The sequence below is a fragment of the Microbacterium sp. BLY genome (assembly GCF_017939615.1).
Taxonomy (GTDB): Bacteria; Actinomycetota; Actinomycetes; order Actinomycetales; family Microbacteriaceae; genus Microbacterium.
On the sequence record NZ_JAGKSR010000001.1, the window covers coordinates 100,981 to 117,258 of the forward strand.

At 71.2% G+C, this 16,278-nt stretch carries 12 protein-coding genes; all 12 read right to left on the reverse strand.

The window, feature by feature from the left end:
- Window positions 1–4: 4 nt before the first annotated feature.
- Window positions 5–1,477, reverse strand: coding sequence for a malate:quinone oxidoreductase (locus KAF39_RS00555; protein WP_210675496.1), 1,473 nt, complete (start codon window positions 1,475–1,477; stop codon window positions 5–7).
- Between the two features lie 46 nt (window positions 1,478–1,523).
- On the reverse strand, window positions 1,524–2,594 hold the full coding sequence (locus KAF39_RS00560; RefSeq protein ID WP_210675497.1) for an aspartate-semialdehyde dehydrogenase: 1,071 nt from the start codon (window positions 2,592–2,594) through the stop codon (window positions 1,524–1,526).
- 329 nt (window positions 2,595–2,923) lie between these two features.
- Window positions 2,924–4,204, reverse strand: coding sequence for an aspartate kinase (locus KAF39_RS00565; RefSeq protein ID WP_210675498.1), 1,281 nt, complete (start codon window positions 4,202–4,204; stop codon window positions 2,924–2,926).
- 81 nt (window positions 4,205–4,285) lie between these two features.
- A complete protein-coding gene (locus tag KAF39_RS00570) occupies window positions 4,286–5,200 on the reverse strand; it encodes a DMT family transporter (protein ID WP_210675499.1) in 915 nt (304 codons plus the stop codon).
- A complete protein-coding gene (gene recR / locus KAF39_RS00575; RefSeq protein ID WP_136032137.1) occupies window positions 5,197–5,790 on the reverse strand; it encodes a recombination mediator RecR in 594 nt (197 codons plus the stop codon). Before recR ends, KAF39_RS00570 begins: the two co-directional genes overlap by 4 nt.
- Window positions 5,790–8,078, reverse strand: coding sequence for a DNA polymerase III subunit gamma and tau (locus tag KAF39_RS00580; RefSeq protein ID WP_210675500.1), 2,289 nt, complete (start codon window positions 8,076–8,078; stop codon window positions 5,790–5,792). Before KAF39_RS00580 ends, recR begins: the two co-directional genes overlap by 1 nt.
- Before the next feature lie 124 nt (window positions 8,079–8,202).
- Entirely contained in the window at window positions 8,203–10,710 is a 2,508-nt protein-coding gene (locus KAF39_RS00585) for a glycoside hydrolase family 65 protein (RefSeq protein WP_210675501.1), read from the reverse strand.
- Window positions 10,707–11,465: a beta-phosphoglucomutase family hydrolase gene (locus tag KAF39_RS00590; protein ID WP_210675502.1), complete on the reverse strand. Its 759-nt coding sequence runs from the start codon at window positions 11,463–11,465 to the stop codon at window positions 10,707–10,709. Before KAF39_RS00590 ends, KAF39_RS00585 begins: the two co-directional genes overlap by 4 nt.
- A gap of 100 nt (window positions 11,466–11,565) precedes the next feature.
- The gene (locus tag KAF39_RS00595; RefSeq protein WP_210675503.1) at window positions 11,566–12,786 is read right to left on the reverse strand and encodes an acetate/propionate family kinase; all 1,221 of its coding nucleotides are present in this window, start codon (window positions 12,784–12,786) and stop codon (window positions 11,566–11,568) included.
- Complete coding sequence (gene pta, locus KAF39_RS00600) at window positions 12,783–14,912, reverse strand: phosphate acetyltransferase (RefSeq protein WP_210675504.1); 2,130 nt, start codon at window positions 14,910–14,912, stop codon at window positions 12,783–12,785. Before pta ends, KAF39_RS00595 begins: the two co-directional genes overlap by 4 nt.
- A gap of 62 nt (window positions 14,913–14,974) precedes the next feature.
- The gene (locus tag KAF39_RS00605; RefSeq protein WP_210675505.1) at window positions 14,975–15,673 is read right to left on the reverse strand and encodes a hypothetical protein; all 699 of its coding nucleotides are present in this window, start codon (window positions 15,671–15,673) and stop codon (window positions 14,975–14,977) included.
- Window positions 15,670–16,278, reverse strand: a complete 609-nt coding sequence (locus tag KAF39_RS00610; protein ID WP_210675506.1) for a rhomboid family intramembrane serine protease — start codon at window positions 16,276–16,278, stop codon at window positions 15,670–15,672. Before KAF39_RS00610 ends, KAF39_RS00605 begins: the two co-directional genes overlap by 4 nt.

The window sequence follows — 16,278 nt, forward strand, 5'->3', positions numbered from 1 at the left end:
GGTGTCAGGCGTTGATGCCGAGGACGGCCGCGGTGGCGTTGGTGGACTCCTCCGCGAGCTCCGCGTCACCGTTGAGCTTCCGGCCGAAGGTGGGGATGAGCTCGCGCAGCTGCGACTCCCAGCCCGGGTACTCGCCGGGGAAGCACTTCTTCAGCAGGTCGAGCATGATCGGGACCGCCGTCGAGGCGCCGGGCGACGCACCCAGGAGGCCGGCGATCGAGCCGTCACCGGCAGCGACGACCTCGGTGCCGAACTGCAGCACCCCGCCCTTCTTCGGATCCTTCTTCATGACCTGCGCCCGCTGACCGGCGTCGATGAGCGTCCAATCCTCGTCCTTCGCCGTGGGCATGAAGGTGCGGAGGCTGTCGACCTTCTTGCGGTGGTTCTTCATCAGCTCGCTGATGAGGTACGTGATGAGGTCGGGGTTCGCGAACGCCACGCGCAGCATCGGCCACAGGTTGTGCGTGCGCACCTGCGTGACGATGTCGAGCATCGAACCGTTCTTCAGGAACTTGGGGCTGAAGGTCGCGAACGGGCCGAACATGAGCGAGGCCTCGCCGTCGACGACACGTGTGTCGAGGTGCGGGACCGACATGGGCGGCGCGCCGACGGACGCCTGCGAATAGACCTTCGCCTTGTGCTGCGCGACGATCTTCGGGTTCGTGGTCTTGAGGAACTGGCCCCCGATCGGGAAGACGCCGTAGCCCTTGATCTCGGGGATGCCAGAATTCTGCAGGAGCTTCAGCGCCCAGCCGCCGGCGCCGACGAACACGAACTTCGCCTTGATCTCGTTCGGCGTGCGACCGACCGTCGTGCGGTACTTGATCAGCCAGGTGCCGTCCTTCTGACGCTTGAGCGACTTGACCTCGTGATTCGTGCGCACCGAGACGCCCGACGAGCGGAGGTGGTCGAAGAGCTGATGGGTCAGCGCACCGAAATCGACGTCGGTCCCGGCGGGCACCCGGGTCGCCGCGAACGGCTCCCCCTTGCGACGCTTCTGCATGAGCAGCGGCGCCCACTGGTTGATGACGCGCGAATCCTCGCTGTACTCGATGCCGGCGAACAGCGGCTGCTCCTTGAGCACCTCGTAGCGCTTCTTGAGATACGCGACATCCTTCTCTCCGCGCACGAACGTCATGTGCGGGGTCGCATTGATGAACGTCGACGGCTCGTCCAGGACACCCTTCTCGACGAGCGACGACCAGAACTGGCGGCTCTGCTGGAACTGCTCGTTGATCGAGATCGCCTTCGCGGGGTCGAGCGGCGCATCGCCCTGCTGCGGCATGTAGTTCAGCTCGCACAGCGCAGCGTGCCCGGTCCCGGCGTTGTTCCAGGGGTTCGAACTCTCCTGCGCCACGTCCGACAGCCGCTCGAAGGCGACGATCTTCCAATCCGGCTGCAGCTCGTGCAGCAGGGTACCCAGGGTGGCGCTCATGATGCCACCGCCGATCAGGACGACATCGACGTTTTCAGTCACCCGAACAGTCTAGTTCGCGGGCAGGACCCCGCCGACCATACGGCGGTCAGGACACCGGGGCCAGGCGCTCCGCGAGCACCTCGGCGATCTGCACCGCGTTCAGCGCCGCCCCCTTGCGCAGGTTGTCGTTGCTGATGAACAGCACGAGCCCCTTGCCCTCCGGAGCCGACTGGTCGGCTCGGATGCGGCCCACGAAACTCGGGTCCTTCCCTGCGGCCTGCAGCGGGGTCGGCACCTCGTCCAGCACGACGCCGGGCGCCGCGCTCAGCACCTCACGTGCGCGCTCGGGCGTCAGGTCCTGCGCGAACTCGGCGTGGATGGAGAGGGAGTGGCCGGTGAACACCGGCACCCGGACGCACGTGCCGGCGACACGGAGGTCGGGCAGCTCGAGGATCTTCCGGCTCTCATTGCGGAGCTTCTTCTCCTCGTCGGTCTCGTTGTCGCCATCGTCGACGAGGTTGCCCGCGAGCGGGATCACGTCGAAGGCGATCGGGGCGACGTACTTCTCGGGCTCGGGGAAGTCGACCGCGGAGCCGTCGTGCACGAGGCGGAGCGTGTCGCCCTGCGCGAGCACGCCCTCGACCTGTCCGAGCAGCTCCTGCGCGCCGGCGAGTCCGGAACCGGAGACCGCCTGGTAGGTCGACACGATCAGCCGCTCGAGTCCGGCCTCGGCGTCGAGGACCTTCAGCACGGGCATCGCGGCCATCGTGGTGCAGTTCGGGTTCGCGATGATGCCCTTGGGGCGGTCATCGATGGCGTGCGGGTTGACCTCGCTGACGACCAGCGGCACCTCGGGATCCATGCGCCAGGCGCTGGAGTTGTCGACGACCACGGCACCGGCCGCGGCGAAGCGCGGCGCGTAGGCGCGGCTGGCCGTGGCACCGGCGGAGAACAGGGCGATGTCGATGCCCGACGGGTCGGCCGCCTCGACGTCCTCCACGATCACCGTCTGCCCGCCGAACTCGATCGCCGTCCCCGCCGACCGCGCCGACGAGAACAGGCGCAGCTCGCGGATCGGGAACGAACGCTCCGCGAGAATCTCACGCATCACGGTGCCCACCTGGCCGGTGGCGCCGACGATGGCGACGGAGAGTCCTGATTCGGAGATACGGGTCATGATGTTCCTTGGCTTCGTGCGGTACGGCGTACGAGGCTTCGGGCGCGGCGTCGGGATGCGGATGCTGCGCCTGGCGCCGGTGTCAGGGTTTCGGCGAGTCTATCGCGCCGCGACCACCCCCTCGCCCGTCGGCGACACGAGAGCTGGCGAACGCCGGACGACAGGCGCGCGTGGACAGCACAGCCTGAATCAGCGCGAAAGCCTGCGCCGGCGCGGGACGCGCGAGGGCAGGCGGACGCGCGAGGGCAGGCACGCGGGGGCAGGACAGCCTGAACCAGCGCGAAAGCCTGGGGTTACGCGGGGAGCGCGGGCGGACGCGGGCGGTGGGGTCAGCGGCCGGTGCCGGCGTGGACCGTGGCCTCCGCGTCGCCGTCGAGACCGTAGGCGGTGTGCACGATGCGCGCGGCCTCGGTCAGGTCGGTGTCGCGCAGCACGACCGAGATGCGGATCTCCGACGTGGAGATCATCTCGATGTTGATCCCGCCCGCGGACAGCGCCTCGAACAGGGTCGCCGAGACACCGGAGTGCGTGCGCATGCCCGCGCCGACCACCGACAGCTTGCCGATCTGGTCGTCGTGGATGAGATTCTGGAACCCGACCTCGGTCTGCTCACCGGCGAGGGCCTTCAGCGCCCCGGCGGCGTCGGCCTTCGGCACCGTGAACGAGATGTCGGTGCGTCCCGTCGCCGACACGTTCTGCACGATCATGTCGACGTTGGCGCCGGACTTCGCGACGATCTTGAAGATCTCGGCCGCCTTGCCCGGGACGTCGGGCACCCCGGCGACGGTGATCTTGGCCTGGCTGAAGTCGGTGGCGACGCCGGCGACGATCGGTTCTTCCATGACTGCTCCCTCGGCTTCGCGAGGGTTCTTCATGCCCTCGCCCAGAACGTATGTGCCCTCGGCCGACGAGAACGTCGACCGAGCGTGGATGAGGACGCCGTGCCGGCGGGCGTACTCGACGGCGCGGATGTAGAGGACCTTCGCGCCGTTGGCGGCGAGCTCCAGCATCTCCTCACTGGAGACGTGGTCGAGCTTCTGCGCCTTCGGGATGACCCGCGGGTCGGCGGTGAAGATGCCGTCGACATCGCTGTAGATCTCGCAGACATCGGCGTTGAGCGCGGCCGCCAGCGCGACGGCCGTCGTGTCGGAGCCGCCACGGCCGAGCGTCGTGATGTCGCGGGTGTCGCGGTTGAAACCCTGGAACCCCGCGACGATGACGATCGCCCCCTCGTCGAGGGCCTCCCGCAGCCGTACCGGCGTCACGTCGACGATGCGGGCGGCGCCGTGCTGCGAGTCGGTGATCATGCCCGCCTGACTGCCGGTGAACGACCGCGCCTCGAAGCCCATCGAGTGGATCGCCATCGCCAGCAGCGCCATCGAGATGCGCTCACCGCTGGAGAGGAGCATGTCGAGCTCGCGCGGAGCGGGGATCGGCGCGACCTCGTTGGCGAGGTCGAGCAGCTCGTCGGTCGTGTCGCCCATCGCGCTCACGGCGACGACCACGTCGTGGCCGGCGCGACGGGTGTCCACGATGCGCTTGGCGACGCGCTTGATGCTCTCTGCGTCGGCGACGGACGAGCCGCCGTACTTCTGCACGATGAGGGCCACGTTCACTCCCTGGGATGTCGGGCGGATCCGCCCACGGTCATTCTACGATCGGCGCGTATGCCGCCCTGCGCATGTGACGGTTCAGGCGGGCGCGGGGGGAACGGGTGTCATCGGGCGCAGCCGTCCTCCGGTGGCGGCGAACCAGCAGCCGATGATGATCAGCGGGAATCCGAGGAGCAGACCGGGGGTGAGGGGCTCGGCGAGCACGATCGCGCCGAGCACGATCGCCACGACCGGATTCACGTAGGTGAACAGCGGCGCCCTGACCGGTCCGACCTCGCGGATCAGCGCGAAGAAGGCCAGGAACGCCAGCGCCGTGCAGATCACGGCGAGGGCGAGCAGCGAGCCGATGGACGGGAGCGTCGGCACCTCGTGTTGCGTGAGCAGGCCGATCGGAAGGTAGATGACGCCGATCATGAGCAGCGACAGCGTGATCGTGCCGAGCGAGGGCACGTCGTTCAGCTTGCGGGCCACGATGAACGGCGCGATCGCGTACAGCACCGCGACCAGCAGCACCTCCCCCGCCGCGAGCAGGCTCACCTCGCCTCCGAAGAGGCCGGGCCCTGCCACGACGACCGCGACGCCGACGAAACCGACCAGCAGGCCGATGCCGCGCGCCGGACGCAGGACGCCCCGGTCGCCGCCGCTCAGAGCGATGAGCGCCGCGAACAACGGCACCGTGGCGACCAGGAGCCCGGTCATGCCGGAGGGCAGGGTCATCTCGGCATGCCCGAGGAGCAGGAACGGTCCCGCCATCTCCACCGCACCGAAGGCCAGCACCCACGGCCAGTGCCGGAGCGCCGCACGGAGCGCGCCCGAGCGCAGCGCGAACGGCAGCAGGAGGAGCGCGGCGATGAGCGTCCGCCCGGCGACGATCGCCGGCGGGGAGATCGAATCGACCGCCACGCTGATGAAGAGGTAGGGCACGCCCCAGAGCAGGGCCATGACCCCGAAGAGCAGCCAGCCCCGCCGCGAGAAGCCGGACTGCGGGGTCACAGCACGCGCCGGCCCTCGAAGGCCCGGCCGAGCGTCACCTCGTCCGCGTACTCGAGGTCGCCACCGACCGGGAGGCCCGAGGCGAGCCGGGAGACCGTGATCTGCATCGTGGTCAGCAGCCGGCTGAGGTAGCTCGCCGTCGCCTCCCCCTCCAGGTTGGGGTTGGTCGCGATGATGACCTCCTGGACGGTGCCGTCGGCGAGCCGCGTCATGAGCTGGGCGATGCGCAGGTCGTCCGGTCCGATGCCCGCGATCGGGCTGATCGCGCCGCCCAACACGTGGTACAGGCCGCGGAACTCCCGCGTGCGCTCGATCGCCGCGACGTCCTTCGCATCCTCGACCACGCAGATCAGCGCCTGGTTGCGGCGAGGATCGCGACAGATCGCGCAGCGCTCCTGCTCCGCGACGTTGCCGCAGATCTCGCAGAACCGGACGCGGACACGGATCTCGGTCAGCAGCTCCGCGAGACGCGCGACGTCGAACGTCGGCGTCTGCAGGATGTGGAACGCGATGCGCTGTGCGGACTTCGGTCCGATGCCGGGGAGGCGGCCGAACTCGTCGATCAGCTCTTGGACGATGCCGTCGTACATCAGGAGAACCTCGTGGGGGGCTCGTAGGGCTCTTCGCGAAGGAACGTCGCGCCGAGCACCTGGCGGATCACGGCCTCACCGTAGCGCTGCACGCCCCCGACCGCGGGGGCGCGCTCGATGACGAGCGGCGGCGCGGTCGTCGGCGCCGTGCGCGGGGCGGCGGCCTGCGGGGCCGTGGCCGGCGCGGCACCCGCCGAGGTCGCGCGTGGAGAGGGGGGACGGTCGTACGGAGCCGGGGGCTCGTAGGCCGGGTCGTACGGAGGCTCCTCATCGAAGGCCGGGGCGTCGTCGTCGCCGGGCAGCGGCGGCTCGTCCCGGTCGATGCCGCCGTCCGACGGCGGGGCCGGAGCAGCGGCCGCCGCCTCGACCTCCTCGGGCTCCTCATCGACGGCGAGTGGCGCCGCCGGCGCGGCGGTGTCCGCCGTCGGGATCGGCGCGACGGCCCACTCCGTGACCGGAGCCGACGCCGCGGACCGCACCTGGGGGCGAGAACGCCCTGCTGACGCAGGCTCCGATGCAGGGGCGGCGTCCGTGGGTGCGGCGGTACCGGACGAGGCGGGCTGCCGCGGCGCCCCACCGGGCGGCATCGGCGCCGGAAGGTACTTGACGCGCACGCCGACCTCCTGCTCGATGGCAGTGCGGAGGTGGTCGGACGGTCCCGATCCGGGCGTGGTCCCCTTGAACTTCGCGACGTCGTGCTGGCTCGTGAAGCCGAGGGTGAGGACCTCGGACTCGCCGTCGTACGCCAGCGGCTGCACGGCGGTGGCGAGCAGCCAGGACGTGCGGCTGATGCTCTCGAGGCGCTTCAGCACGGCCGGCCACACGTCGCGGATGCGGTCGAACGTGACAGGAGCGGACGGTGCGGCGGACGACTCCGGGGTCGGAGCGGGCGCGGGCTCCGGGGCCGCGTCGGGTTCCGCGGAGCGCTCGTGCTCGGCCGCCGGCGCAGGACCGGACGAGGCCGGCGCCGGACCGGACGCCGCAGGCGCGGGACCGGAGGGGGCCGTCGTGGACGAGGCCGATGCCGTCGCCGGCGGCGTCACCGTCGCGGTCTCGGGTGCGACGGTGGCCGAGGACGGCGCGGGTGTCGGCGGGATCACCGGCGGATGCGTCGTCGCCGGCGGATGCAGTGCGCCCGATGCCGAGGCGCCGGACGGGGCCGCGCCACCGGGGGCGGCGGCGAGGACGCGGGCGACCATGAGCTCGAGGTGGAGTCGTGGCGACGTCGCACCGGACATGTCGTCGAGCGCCGCGCTGACCACGTCGGCCGTGCGCGACAGCCGTGCCGCGCCGAACGACTCAGCCTGACGGCGCATCCGGTCGAGCTCGTCCTCGGCGATGCCGCGCAGGACGGCGGACGCACCGGAGCCCACCGCGGCGATGACGATGAGATCGCGCAGCCGCTCGAGCAGGTCATCGACGAACCGCCGCGGGTCCTGACCGGTCTGCACCACGCGGTCGATCGCCGGGAAGGCGGTCGCGGCGTCGCCCGCCGCCAGCGCATCGACGATCTCGTCGAGGAGCGCGCCGTGGGTGTACCCGAGCAGCGCCACCGCCCGGGCGTAGCCGACGGTGACGGTCTCCGAACCGGCCGGGGCGTCGGACCCGGCGATCAGCTGATCGAGCAGCGACAGCGTGTCACGGGGAGAGCCTCCCCCGGCGCGGACCACGAGCGGCAGGACGCCCTGCTCGACGATCACGCCCTCTTCGGCGCACAGCTTCTCGACGTACTCCAGCATCGCGGCGGGCGGCACCAGCCGGAACGGGTAATGGTGCGTCCGCGAGCGGATCGTGCCCAGCACCTTCTCGGGCTCGGTCGTGGCGAAGATGAACTTGACGTGCGGCGGGGGCTCCTCCACGAGCTTCAGCAGCGCGTTGAACCCCTGCGGGGTCACCATGTGGGCCTCGTCGAGGATGAAGATCTTGAAGCGGTCGCGGCTCGGGGCGAAGGTGGCGCGCTCGCGGAGGTCGCGGGCGTCGTCGACGCCGTTGTGGCTCGCCGCGTCGATCTCGACGACGTCGAGCGATCCGCCGCCCGCCCGGGACAGCTCCACGCAGCTCGGGCAGGTTCCGCACGGGGTGTCCGTCGGGCCTTCCGCGCAGTTCAGGCACCGGGCGAGGATGCGCGCGGAAGTGGTCTTGCCGCAGCCACGGGGGCCGGAGAACAGGTAGGCGTGGCCGACGCGGTCGCCGCGCAACGCGGTCATGAGCGGATCGGTCACCTGCGACTGCCCGATCATCTCACCGAACGTCTCGGGTCGGTAACGGCGGTAGAGGGCTGTGGTCACCCCACCAGCCTACGGCGTGCCACCGACGTTGCTCCCCTCTCTCCCGACCCGGCCCCTTTCGTGCGAACCACCCCCTTGCGGACGTCCGCAAGGTGGTGGGAGGCACGCAAAGGGGTGGGTCGGCTCAGTCGATGGTCTCGACGACGGGGATCGCGCTCGTGATCACGGGGACCGAGGCCGAAAGACGGGTGCCGTCGTCGCGCCGGGCATCGGCGAACTCCTGCAGCGTCGGGCGTCCGGGGATCACGGGACCCTGGTTCGCGAGCGGCACGATCACCTCGTCCTCCAGCGTCGCGATGTAGGCGTTCTCCCGCACGCTGAACGGCACCGGAGGACCGCTGCGCACCTCCACACGGAGCTCGTGCCGGGTGATGGTCACCTGCATCGCGGTCCCCTGCCACTGCAGCGGGAACGACAGCGACGGCCACGACTCGGGAAGCCGCGGATCGAAGCTGAGGTCACCGCCGTAGTCGCGCATACCGCCGAAGCCGCAGACGAGGGCCGTCCACACCCCGCCCGCCGAGGCGACGTGCACGCCGTCCGCGGCATTGTGGTGCAGGTCGTGCAGATCGACGAACAGCGACTGCTCGAAATACTTCTGCGCGAGATCCTGATAGCCGACCTCGGCGGCGAGGATCGACTGGACGACGGCGGACAGGGTCGAGTCGCCCGTGGTCAGCGGGTCGTAATAGTCGAAGTCGGCCTTCTTCTCCTCCGGCGAGAAGTGGTTGCCCTGCAGGAACAGCGCCAGCACGACATCGGCCTGCTTGAGCACCTGGAACCGGTAGATCACCAGCGGGTGGAAGTGCAGCAGCAGCGGACGCTGGTCGGCGGGGGTGTTCGCGAGGTCCCAGACCTCCCGCTCCAGGAACAGCGAGTCCTGCGGGTGGATGCCCAGGCTCTCGCTGTACGGGATGTACATGGCCTCCGCCGCCCGCTCCCAGGACTCCGCCTCGCCGGACCCGAGGCCCGTGCGCTCGACGAGCGCCGCGTAGTCCTCGGGGTAGCTCTCGCGGATCTCCCGGACGACCTTGGCCGCGTAGCGGAGGTTGTAGCGCGCCATGACGTTCGTGTACAGGTTGTCGTTCACGACCGTCGTGTACTCGTCGGGTCCGGTGACGCCGTGGATGTGGAACGTCTGGATCCCGTCGCCAGCACCGGACTGCTCGACCAGACGCGACCCGCGCCAGAACCCGAGGGTGGCCCAGAGGCGCGCGGTCTCGATCGCGACGTCCGCGCCCTCCCGGCGCAGGAACGCCTCATCGCCCGTCGCCCGCACGTACTTGCCGAGCGCGAAGCTGATGTCGGCGTTGATGTGGTACTGCGCGGTGCCGGCGGCGTAGTACGCCGAGGCCTCCTCGCCGTTGATCGTGCGCCACGGGAACAACGCGCCCGCCTCGTTGAGCTGCGCGGCGCGCCGACGGGCGGCCGGGAGCATCTTCACCCTGGCCCGCAGCGCGTTGTACGCCCACCGCGGGGTCGTGTACGTGAGGAACGGGAGGACGTAGATCTCGGTGTCCCAGAAGTAGTGGCCGCTGTAGCCGGAACCGGTCAGGCCCTTCGCGGGCACGCCGGCGCCGTCGGCACGCGCCGCCGCCTGCGCGAGCTGGAACAGGCACCAGCGGGTGGCCTGCTGCAGGTCGTCGCGCCCGCCGATCTGCACGTCGCTGCGCTCCCAGAAGGCGTCGAGCCACTCGCGCTGACGACGGAAGACCGTCTCGACGCCCTCGTCGGCGGCCCGATCGAGCGACCGACGACAGCGGTCGACGAGCTCGCGCGGCGGCACGCCCCGCGAGGAGTGGTAGCTGACGAGCTTGGTGATCGTGATGGGGACGCCGGCCTTCGCCTGCACCCGGAAGACGTTCTTCGCGATGTCCGGCTCGATGAGGGTCCGGACGTTGTAGTCGTTCTCCGTCTCGATGATGTGATCCGCGACGACGGCCACGGTCATCCCGGAGGCGGCGACGCGGTACGACAGCGCGGAGCGCAGGCCGTCCTGCCAGTGCTCCGCCGGCTGCAGCACCCGGTCCGCGATGCGCTCGGCCTTGCGCGGGTCGAACGCGGCGCCCTTCGTCGTCATCGGGGACCCGGCGTACACGCCCGCCCCGTCCTGACGGTTGAGCAGCTGGCAGCTGATGGTGACCGGCGCGTTGGCGTTCTCGACGACGACCTCGAGCCGCAGCACGGCGAGGTGGCGCTCCTCGAAGCTCACCAGACGCTGGTCGCGCATGCGCACCCGCTTGCCCGACGGGGTCTCCCAGACCACCCGACGCTCCAGCACACCCGTGCGCATGTCGAGCGTGCGGGCGTACTCCCGCACGTCCGCGTCGTCGAGCGAGATGGGCTCGTCATCGACGTACAGGCGCATCACCTTGGCGTCCGGCGCGTTGACGATGGTCTGCCCGACCTCGGCGAAGCCGTAGGCCTGCTCAGCATGCCGGATGGGCCACGTCTCGTGCAGCCCGTTGATGAACGTGCCGTGCTCCTGCGCGCCGCGTCCCTCGATGTGGTTGCCCCGGAGCCCGAGATAGCCGTTGCCGACCGAGAACAGCGTCTCGCCGACGCCCTCCTCCGAATAGCGCGTCTCGATCAGACGCCACGGGTCGACGGGGAAGCGGTCGCGGTCGATCATGCGGTCTCCGGGATGTCGGTGCGGGTGGCGGGAAGCAGGACGCCGAGGTCGTCGACGACGTGGGTGGCGCCGGCGGCGCGCAGCGCATCGGCACCGGCACCGCGGTCGACGCCGATGACGACGGCGTAGCCCGCCGCGGCGGCCGAGGCGGCGCCGGACGTGGCGTCCTCGACGGCGATGCTGCGGGCCGGGTCGACCCCGAGGGCCGTGGCGCCCGCGGCGAACATGTCGGCGGCGGGCTTGGAGGCGAGGTGCTCGCGCTCCGCGACCACCCCGTCGATCACGACGCGGAAGAAGGACCGGATGCCGGCGGCCGCCAGCACCTCCTCGGCATTCTTCGAGCTGGAGACGACCCCGAGCGGGACGCCCGCGGCGTGCAGCGCCTCGACCACGGCGAGGGAGCCGGGGAACGGGGCGATGCCCTGGCTGCGGAGGGACGTGGCGAACGCGGCGTTCTTGCGGTTGCCGATCCCGCAGACGGTCTCGGCCGACGGGTCGTCGTCCACGGACCCCCAGGGCACCTCGACGTTGCGGCTGCGGAGCAGGCTCGCGACGCCGTCGTAGCGCTTCTTGCCATCGACGTAGGCGAAGTAGTCCTCGTCGGTGTACGGCGGGGTGATGTCCCAGCGCGCGAAGACGTCGTCGAAGACCGCCTTCCAGGCGCGCATGTGGACCTCGGCGGTCGGGGTGAGGACGCCGTCGAGGTCGAACAGCACGCCCTCAGCGTGGAACAGGTCGGGCAGCGCGTCTGGCACAGAGCCTCCAGGAGAAGGACGAGGGTCGGGAAAGGCACCTCTCCGTGCCACTGTGACAGCGTAATGCGGGCGGAGCGCACGGAGTAACCCCGGAACGGGATCAGAGCAGTTCGGCGGTCTGCCGGGCGATCTGCAGCTCCTCGTCCGTGGGCACGACGAGCACGGTCACGGGCGAGGCATCGGTCGAGATGACGCGGATCCCGCGTTCCCTCGCCTCGTTGCGGGCGGGGTCGATCTCGATGCCCGCGAAGCCGAGCGTCGCCATCGCCGCCGCGCGCACCGGCGCGGCGTTCTCGCCGACACCGGCGGTGAACGACACCACGTCGACCCCGCCCAGCTGCGCGATGTAGGCGCCCGCGTAGGCCCGCAGCCGATGGACGTAGACGTCGAAGGCGAGCGTGGCCGCCTCGTCTCCGGCCGCCACCCCCGCGAGGATGTCGCGCATGTCGCTGCGGCCGGCCAGACCCGCGAGCCCGCTGCGGGTGTTCAGCAGCGCATCGAGGTCGTCGATCGTGTAGCCCGCCCGCCGGGACAGGTGCACCAGGGCGGCGGGGTCGATGTCGCCGGAGCGCGTGCCCATGACGAGGCCCTCCAGCGGCGTGAGGCCCATCGAGGTCTCCACCGAGCGTCCGCCGTCGATCGCGGTGACCGAGGCCCCGTTGCCGAGGTGGAAGACGAGCTGCCGGAGCGCGCCGATGTCGCGACCGAGGAACCGTGCGGCGGCCGCGCTCACGAACTGATGACTCGTGCCGTGGAAACCGTAGCGGCGGACGCGATGCTCGGCGGCGAGCGCGGCATCGATCGCATACGTGTACGCGGCCGGCGGCAGGGTCTGATGGAACGCGGTGTCGAACACCGCGACGTGCGGGACCGCGTCGAACACGGCGCGCGCGGCCCGGATGCCGGCGAGGTTCGCCGGGTTGTGCAGCGGGGCGAGCACCGCCAGCTCGTCGATCTGCCGCTCGACGTCGGCGTCGATCAGGGTCGGCGCATAGAACCGCGCACCGCCGTGCACGACCCGATGCCCGACGGCGACCGGCGGATGCGCGTCGAGGGACGGGCCGTGCGCCGCGAACTGCGCGCGCATGACCTCGAAGGCCGCGGCGTGGTCGGGGATCGTCTGCTCGTCGCGGTACGTGGCATCCAGCATCGTCGCGGACGCCCCCTCACCCCGCTCCCCGTGCACCGTGTGGGCGACGGGGCTGGACTCCTGTCCGATGCGCTCGATGAGCCCGGTCGCGAGCTCGTCCTCGCGCGCCACGTCGATGAGGCTGTACTTCAGCGAGGACGACCCGCTGTTGATGACGAGGATCGCGCTCACGCCTCCTCCCCCGCTCGCTCGGCGCCCTGGGCCTGGATCGCCGTGATGGCCACGGTGTTGACGATGTCGTCGACGAGCGCACCGCGGGACAGGTCGTTGATCGGCTTGTTGAGGCCCTGCAGCACCGGTCCGATCGCGACGGCGCCCGCGGAGCGCTGCACCGCCTTGTAGGTGTTGTTGCCGGTGTTGAGATCGGGGAAGACGAACACCGTCGCCCGCCCGGCGACCGCCGAGTCCGGCAGCTTGGCCCTGGCGACCGCGGCATCCGCGGCGGCGTCGTACTGGATGGGCCCCTCGACGAGCAGCTCGGGCGCGCGTTCGCGGACGAGCGCCGTCGCCGCCCTCACCTTGTCGACGTCGGCCCCGGAGCCGGATTCGCCGGTGGAGTACGACAGCATCGCCACGCGCGGGTCGATGCCGAACTGCCGGGCCGTCGTGGCGGACGAGATCGCGATGTCGGCGAGCTGCTCCGCCGTCGGATCGGGGATGACGGCGCAGTCGCCGTACACGAGCACGCGGTCGGCGAGCGCCATGAGGAACACGCTGGAGACGACGTTCACGCCCGGCTTGGTCTTGATGATCTCGAACGACGGCCGGATCGTGTGCGCGGTCGTGTGCGCCGCCCCCGAGACCATTCCGTCGGCGAGACCGAGGTGCACCATCATCGTGCCGAAGTACGAGACGTCCGTGACGGTGTCGGCGGCCTGCGCGAGCGTGATCCCCTTGTGGGCCCGCAGCGTCGCGTACTCCGCGGCGAACCGCTCGACGAGGGCGGGATCGGTCGGGCTCACCACGTGCGCGTCCGCGATGTCGAGGCCGAGTTCCGCCGCCCTGGCGCGGACGACCGACTCGTCGCCGAGGATCGTCAGCTCCGCGACCTCGCGGGACAGCAGGGCGGCCGCGGCGCGGAGGATGCGGTCGTCGTCGCCCTCGGGGAGGACGATGTGGCGGCGGTCGGCCCGCGCGCGTTCCATCAGGCCGTACTGGAACATGAGCGGCGTGACGACGTGCGACTCCGCGAGACCCAGCTGCTCCGTGAGCTCGGCGACGTCGACGTGGGTCTGGAACAGGCCGAGCGCCCGGTCGTAGCGGCCGCGGGAGTCAGCGGAGATGCGGCCGCGGGTGCCCATCACGCGCACCGCCGTGTCGTAGGTGCCGAGGTCGGTTGTGATGATCGGCACCGAGGAGGAGAAGCCGTCGAGCAGCTGCAGGATCGGCTCCGGGAGCGGGAACGGGCCGTTGAGGATGATCCCGGCGATCCGCGGGAACGTGCCGGACGAGTCGGCGAGGAGCGCCGCCAGCAGCACCTCGGTGCGGTCGGCGGGGATCACGACGACGGCCTCGTCGGTGAGGCGCGGCAGGACGTTGACCATCGACATGCCGGCGACGACGATCGAGAGCGCGACGGCGGTCAGCCGGTCCTCGTCGCCCTTCAGCAGCGTGCCGTCCACGGCCGACACGATGCCGCGGATGGAGGGCGCGACGAGGGCGCGGTCCTCGGGGAGCGCCCACACCGGCGTGCCGGCGGGGAGGACGGCGCGCACCGCGTCGACGATGGGCTCCAGCCCGTCGGGATCGGCCCTGTTCACCGCCACCGCGAACAGCTCCGCCCGCTCCTCGGCGAGCTCGGGCAGCGCCAGCGCCGCGATCTGGCCGACCGCCGCCGGCATCCGGGCGGTGGTCGTGCCGAGCTGCTCCGCCTGGCGCTGCTGGTCCCGTCCGCTCAGCACGAGCAGCACGGGGGCGCCGAGGTTCGCCGCGATACGGGCGTTGAAGCCGAGCTCGGCGGGGCTCGCGACGTCGGTGTAGTCACTGCCGACGATGACGACGGCGTCGCACTGCGCCTCGACGGCCTTGAAACGGGCGACGATGGTCGACAGCGCGCCGTCCGGGTCGGCCCGCACATCGTCGTAGGTCACGCCGATGCAATCCTCGTAGTCGAGCTGCACGCCGTCATGCGCGAGGAGCAGCTCGAGGATCTCGTCGCGTTCGGCGACCGCGCGGGCGATCGGGCGGAACACGCCCACCCGCGGCGACACCCGCATCAGCGCATCGAGCACCCCGAGGGCGATCGTCGACTTCCCGGTGTGGCCTTCGGCCGAGGTGATGTAGATGCTCCGCGACACGGCTCCAGCTTAGGCGGGCGTCTCGGTGCCGTGCCCCGCCGACACCGTGACAAACGGCGGCGTCACTCGCACGGGCCGGAGAGCACGTCGACGACCGCCGCCGCATCGTCCTGGAAGCGCGCGTAGTAGTCCCGATCCGTGTTCACCTGCACCCGATGGATGGCGTGCGACGGCGCCATCGACCGCCAGTCGGGGACGCGCCCGAGGCGGTCGAAGAACAGGCGGGCCGCCGTCGCCGGATCCATCCGCTGCTCCGCGCTCCCCCACCAGTCCTGCTGCTGGAACAGCCCGATGCTCGTGGTGCGCGAGCCGTCCGGGTTGGTCCAGCCGCGCGTCTCCCAGTCCCCGTAGTCGATGTTGCGCAGACTGCTCTCGCCCATCGCCGTCATCACCCCGAGGATCTGCCCGTCCCGCGCGAAGCCGAGCTCGTCGGCGGTGCGGATGATGGTCGCGGCGTTCTCGAGCTGCTCGCCGCTCCAGCCCGCCACCCCGGCCTGCGGGAAGGTCGCCGGGCGGTCGAGGCAGACCGGCGCGGGATCCCGTGCCAGGCCCAGCGGGATGAGCACGAGCAGACCGGCGCCCACGGCCACCACGACGGCCGACACCGCGAGCCGCCGCAGGATGCGCGTGCGTCGCGCGCGCCGGGCGGCGCGACGCCGGGCCTCCCGGCGTCGCCGAGCGGCCGCCTCCCTGGTCGCCGCCGAGCGCCGAGCCGACGCGGTCCTCGGCGCCGCCGTCCCCCTCGTGCGCGGCGCCGTCATCGCCGGACGGCTCCGCGGCGGTCCGGTCGACGGCCGGCGAGGGCGGCGACCCCGCCCCCGATCGCTCCGAAGAGGTGTCCCTGCCAGGACACGCCGTCCGCGACGCCGAACACCCCGGCGAGCATCGTGCCGCCGTAGACGCCGATCACGATGACCGCGATCACCGCGTAGAGGATGCGGTGCGACACACGGCCCGGCGCGAACACCCGCATCACCACATAGCCGAAGTAGCCGAACACGAGCCCGGAAGCCCCGACCGTGAGCGTGCCGGGGGCGTTCACGAGCCAGGTCCCGAGCCCGCCGACGACCGCGACGATCCCGGTGACCGCCCAGAACCGGCGCGTGCCCTCGACCGCGACCAGACAGCCCAGCACGAGGAACGGGATCGAGTTCGCGAGCAGATGCGCCCAGCTGGCGTGCAGCAGCGGGGCGAAGACGATCCCCAGCAGCCCGGCGGGGTCCCACGAGCGGATGCCGAGGCCGCTGAACGAGCCCGGCAGCACGGCGTCCGCGAACTGCACCGCCCACATCGCGGCGAGCAGGAGCACGGGCGAGGCGAATCGCCGCAGCGGATGCTCGGGCCTGGCCGGCGGAGGAACGGTCAC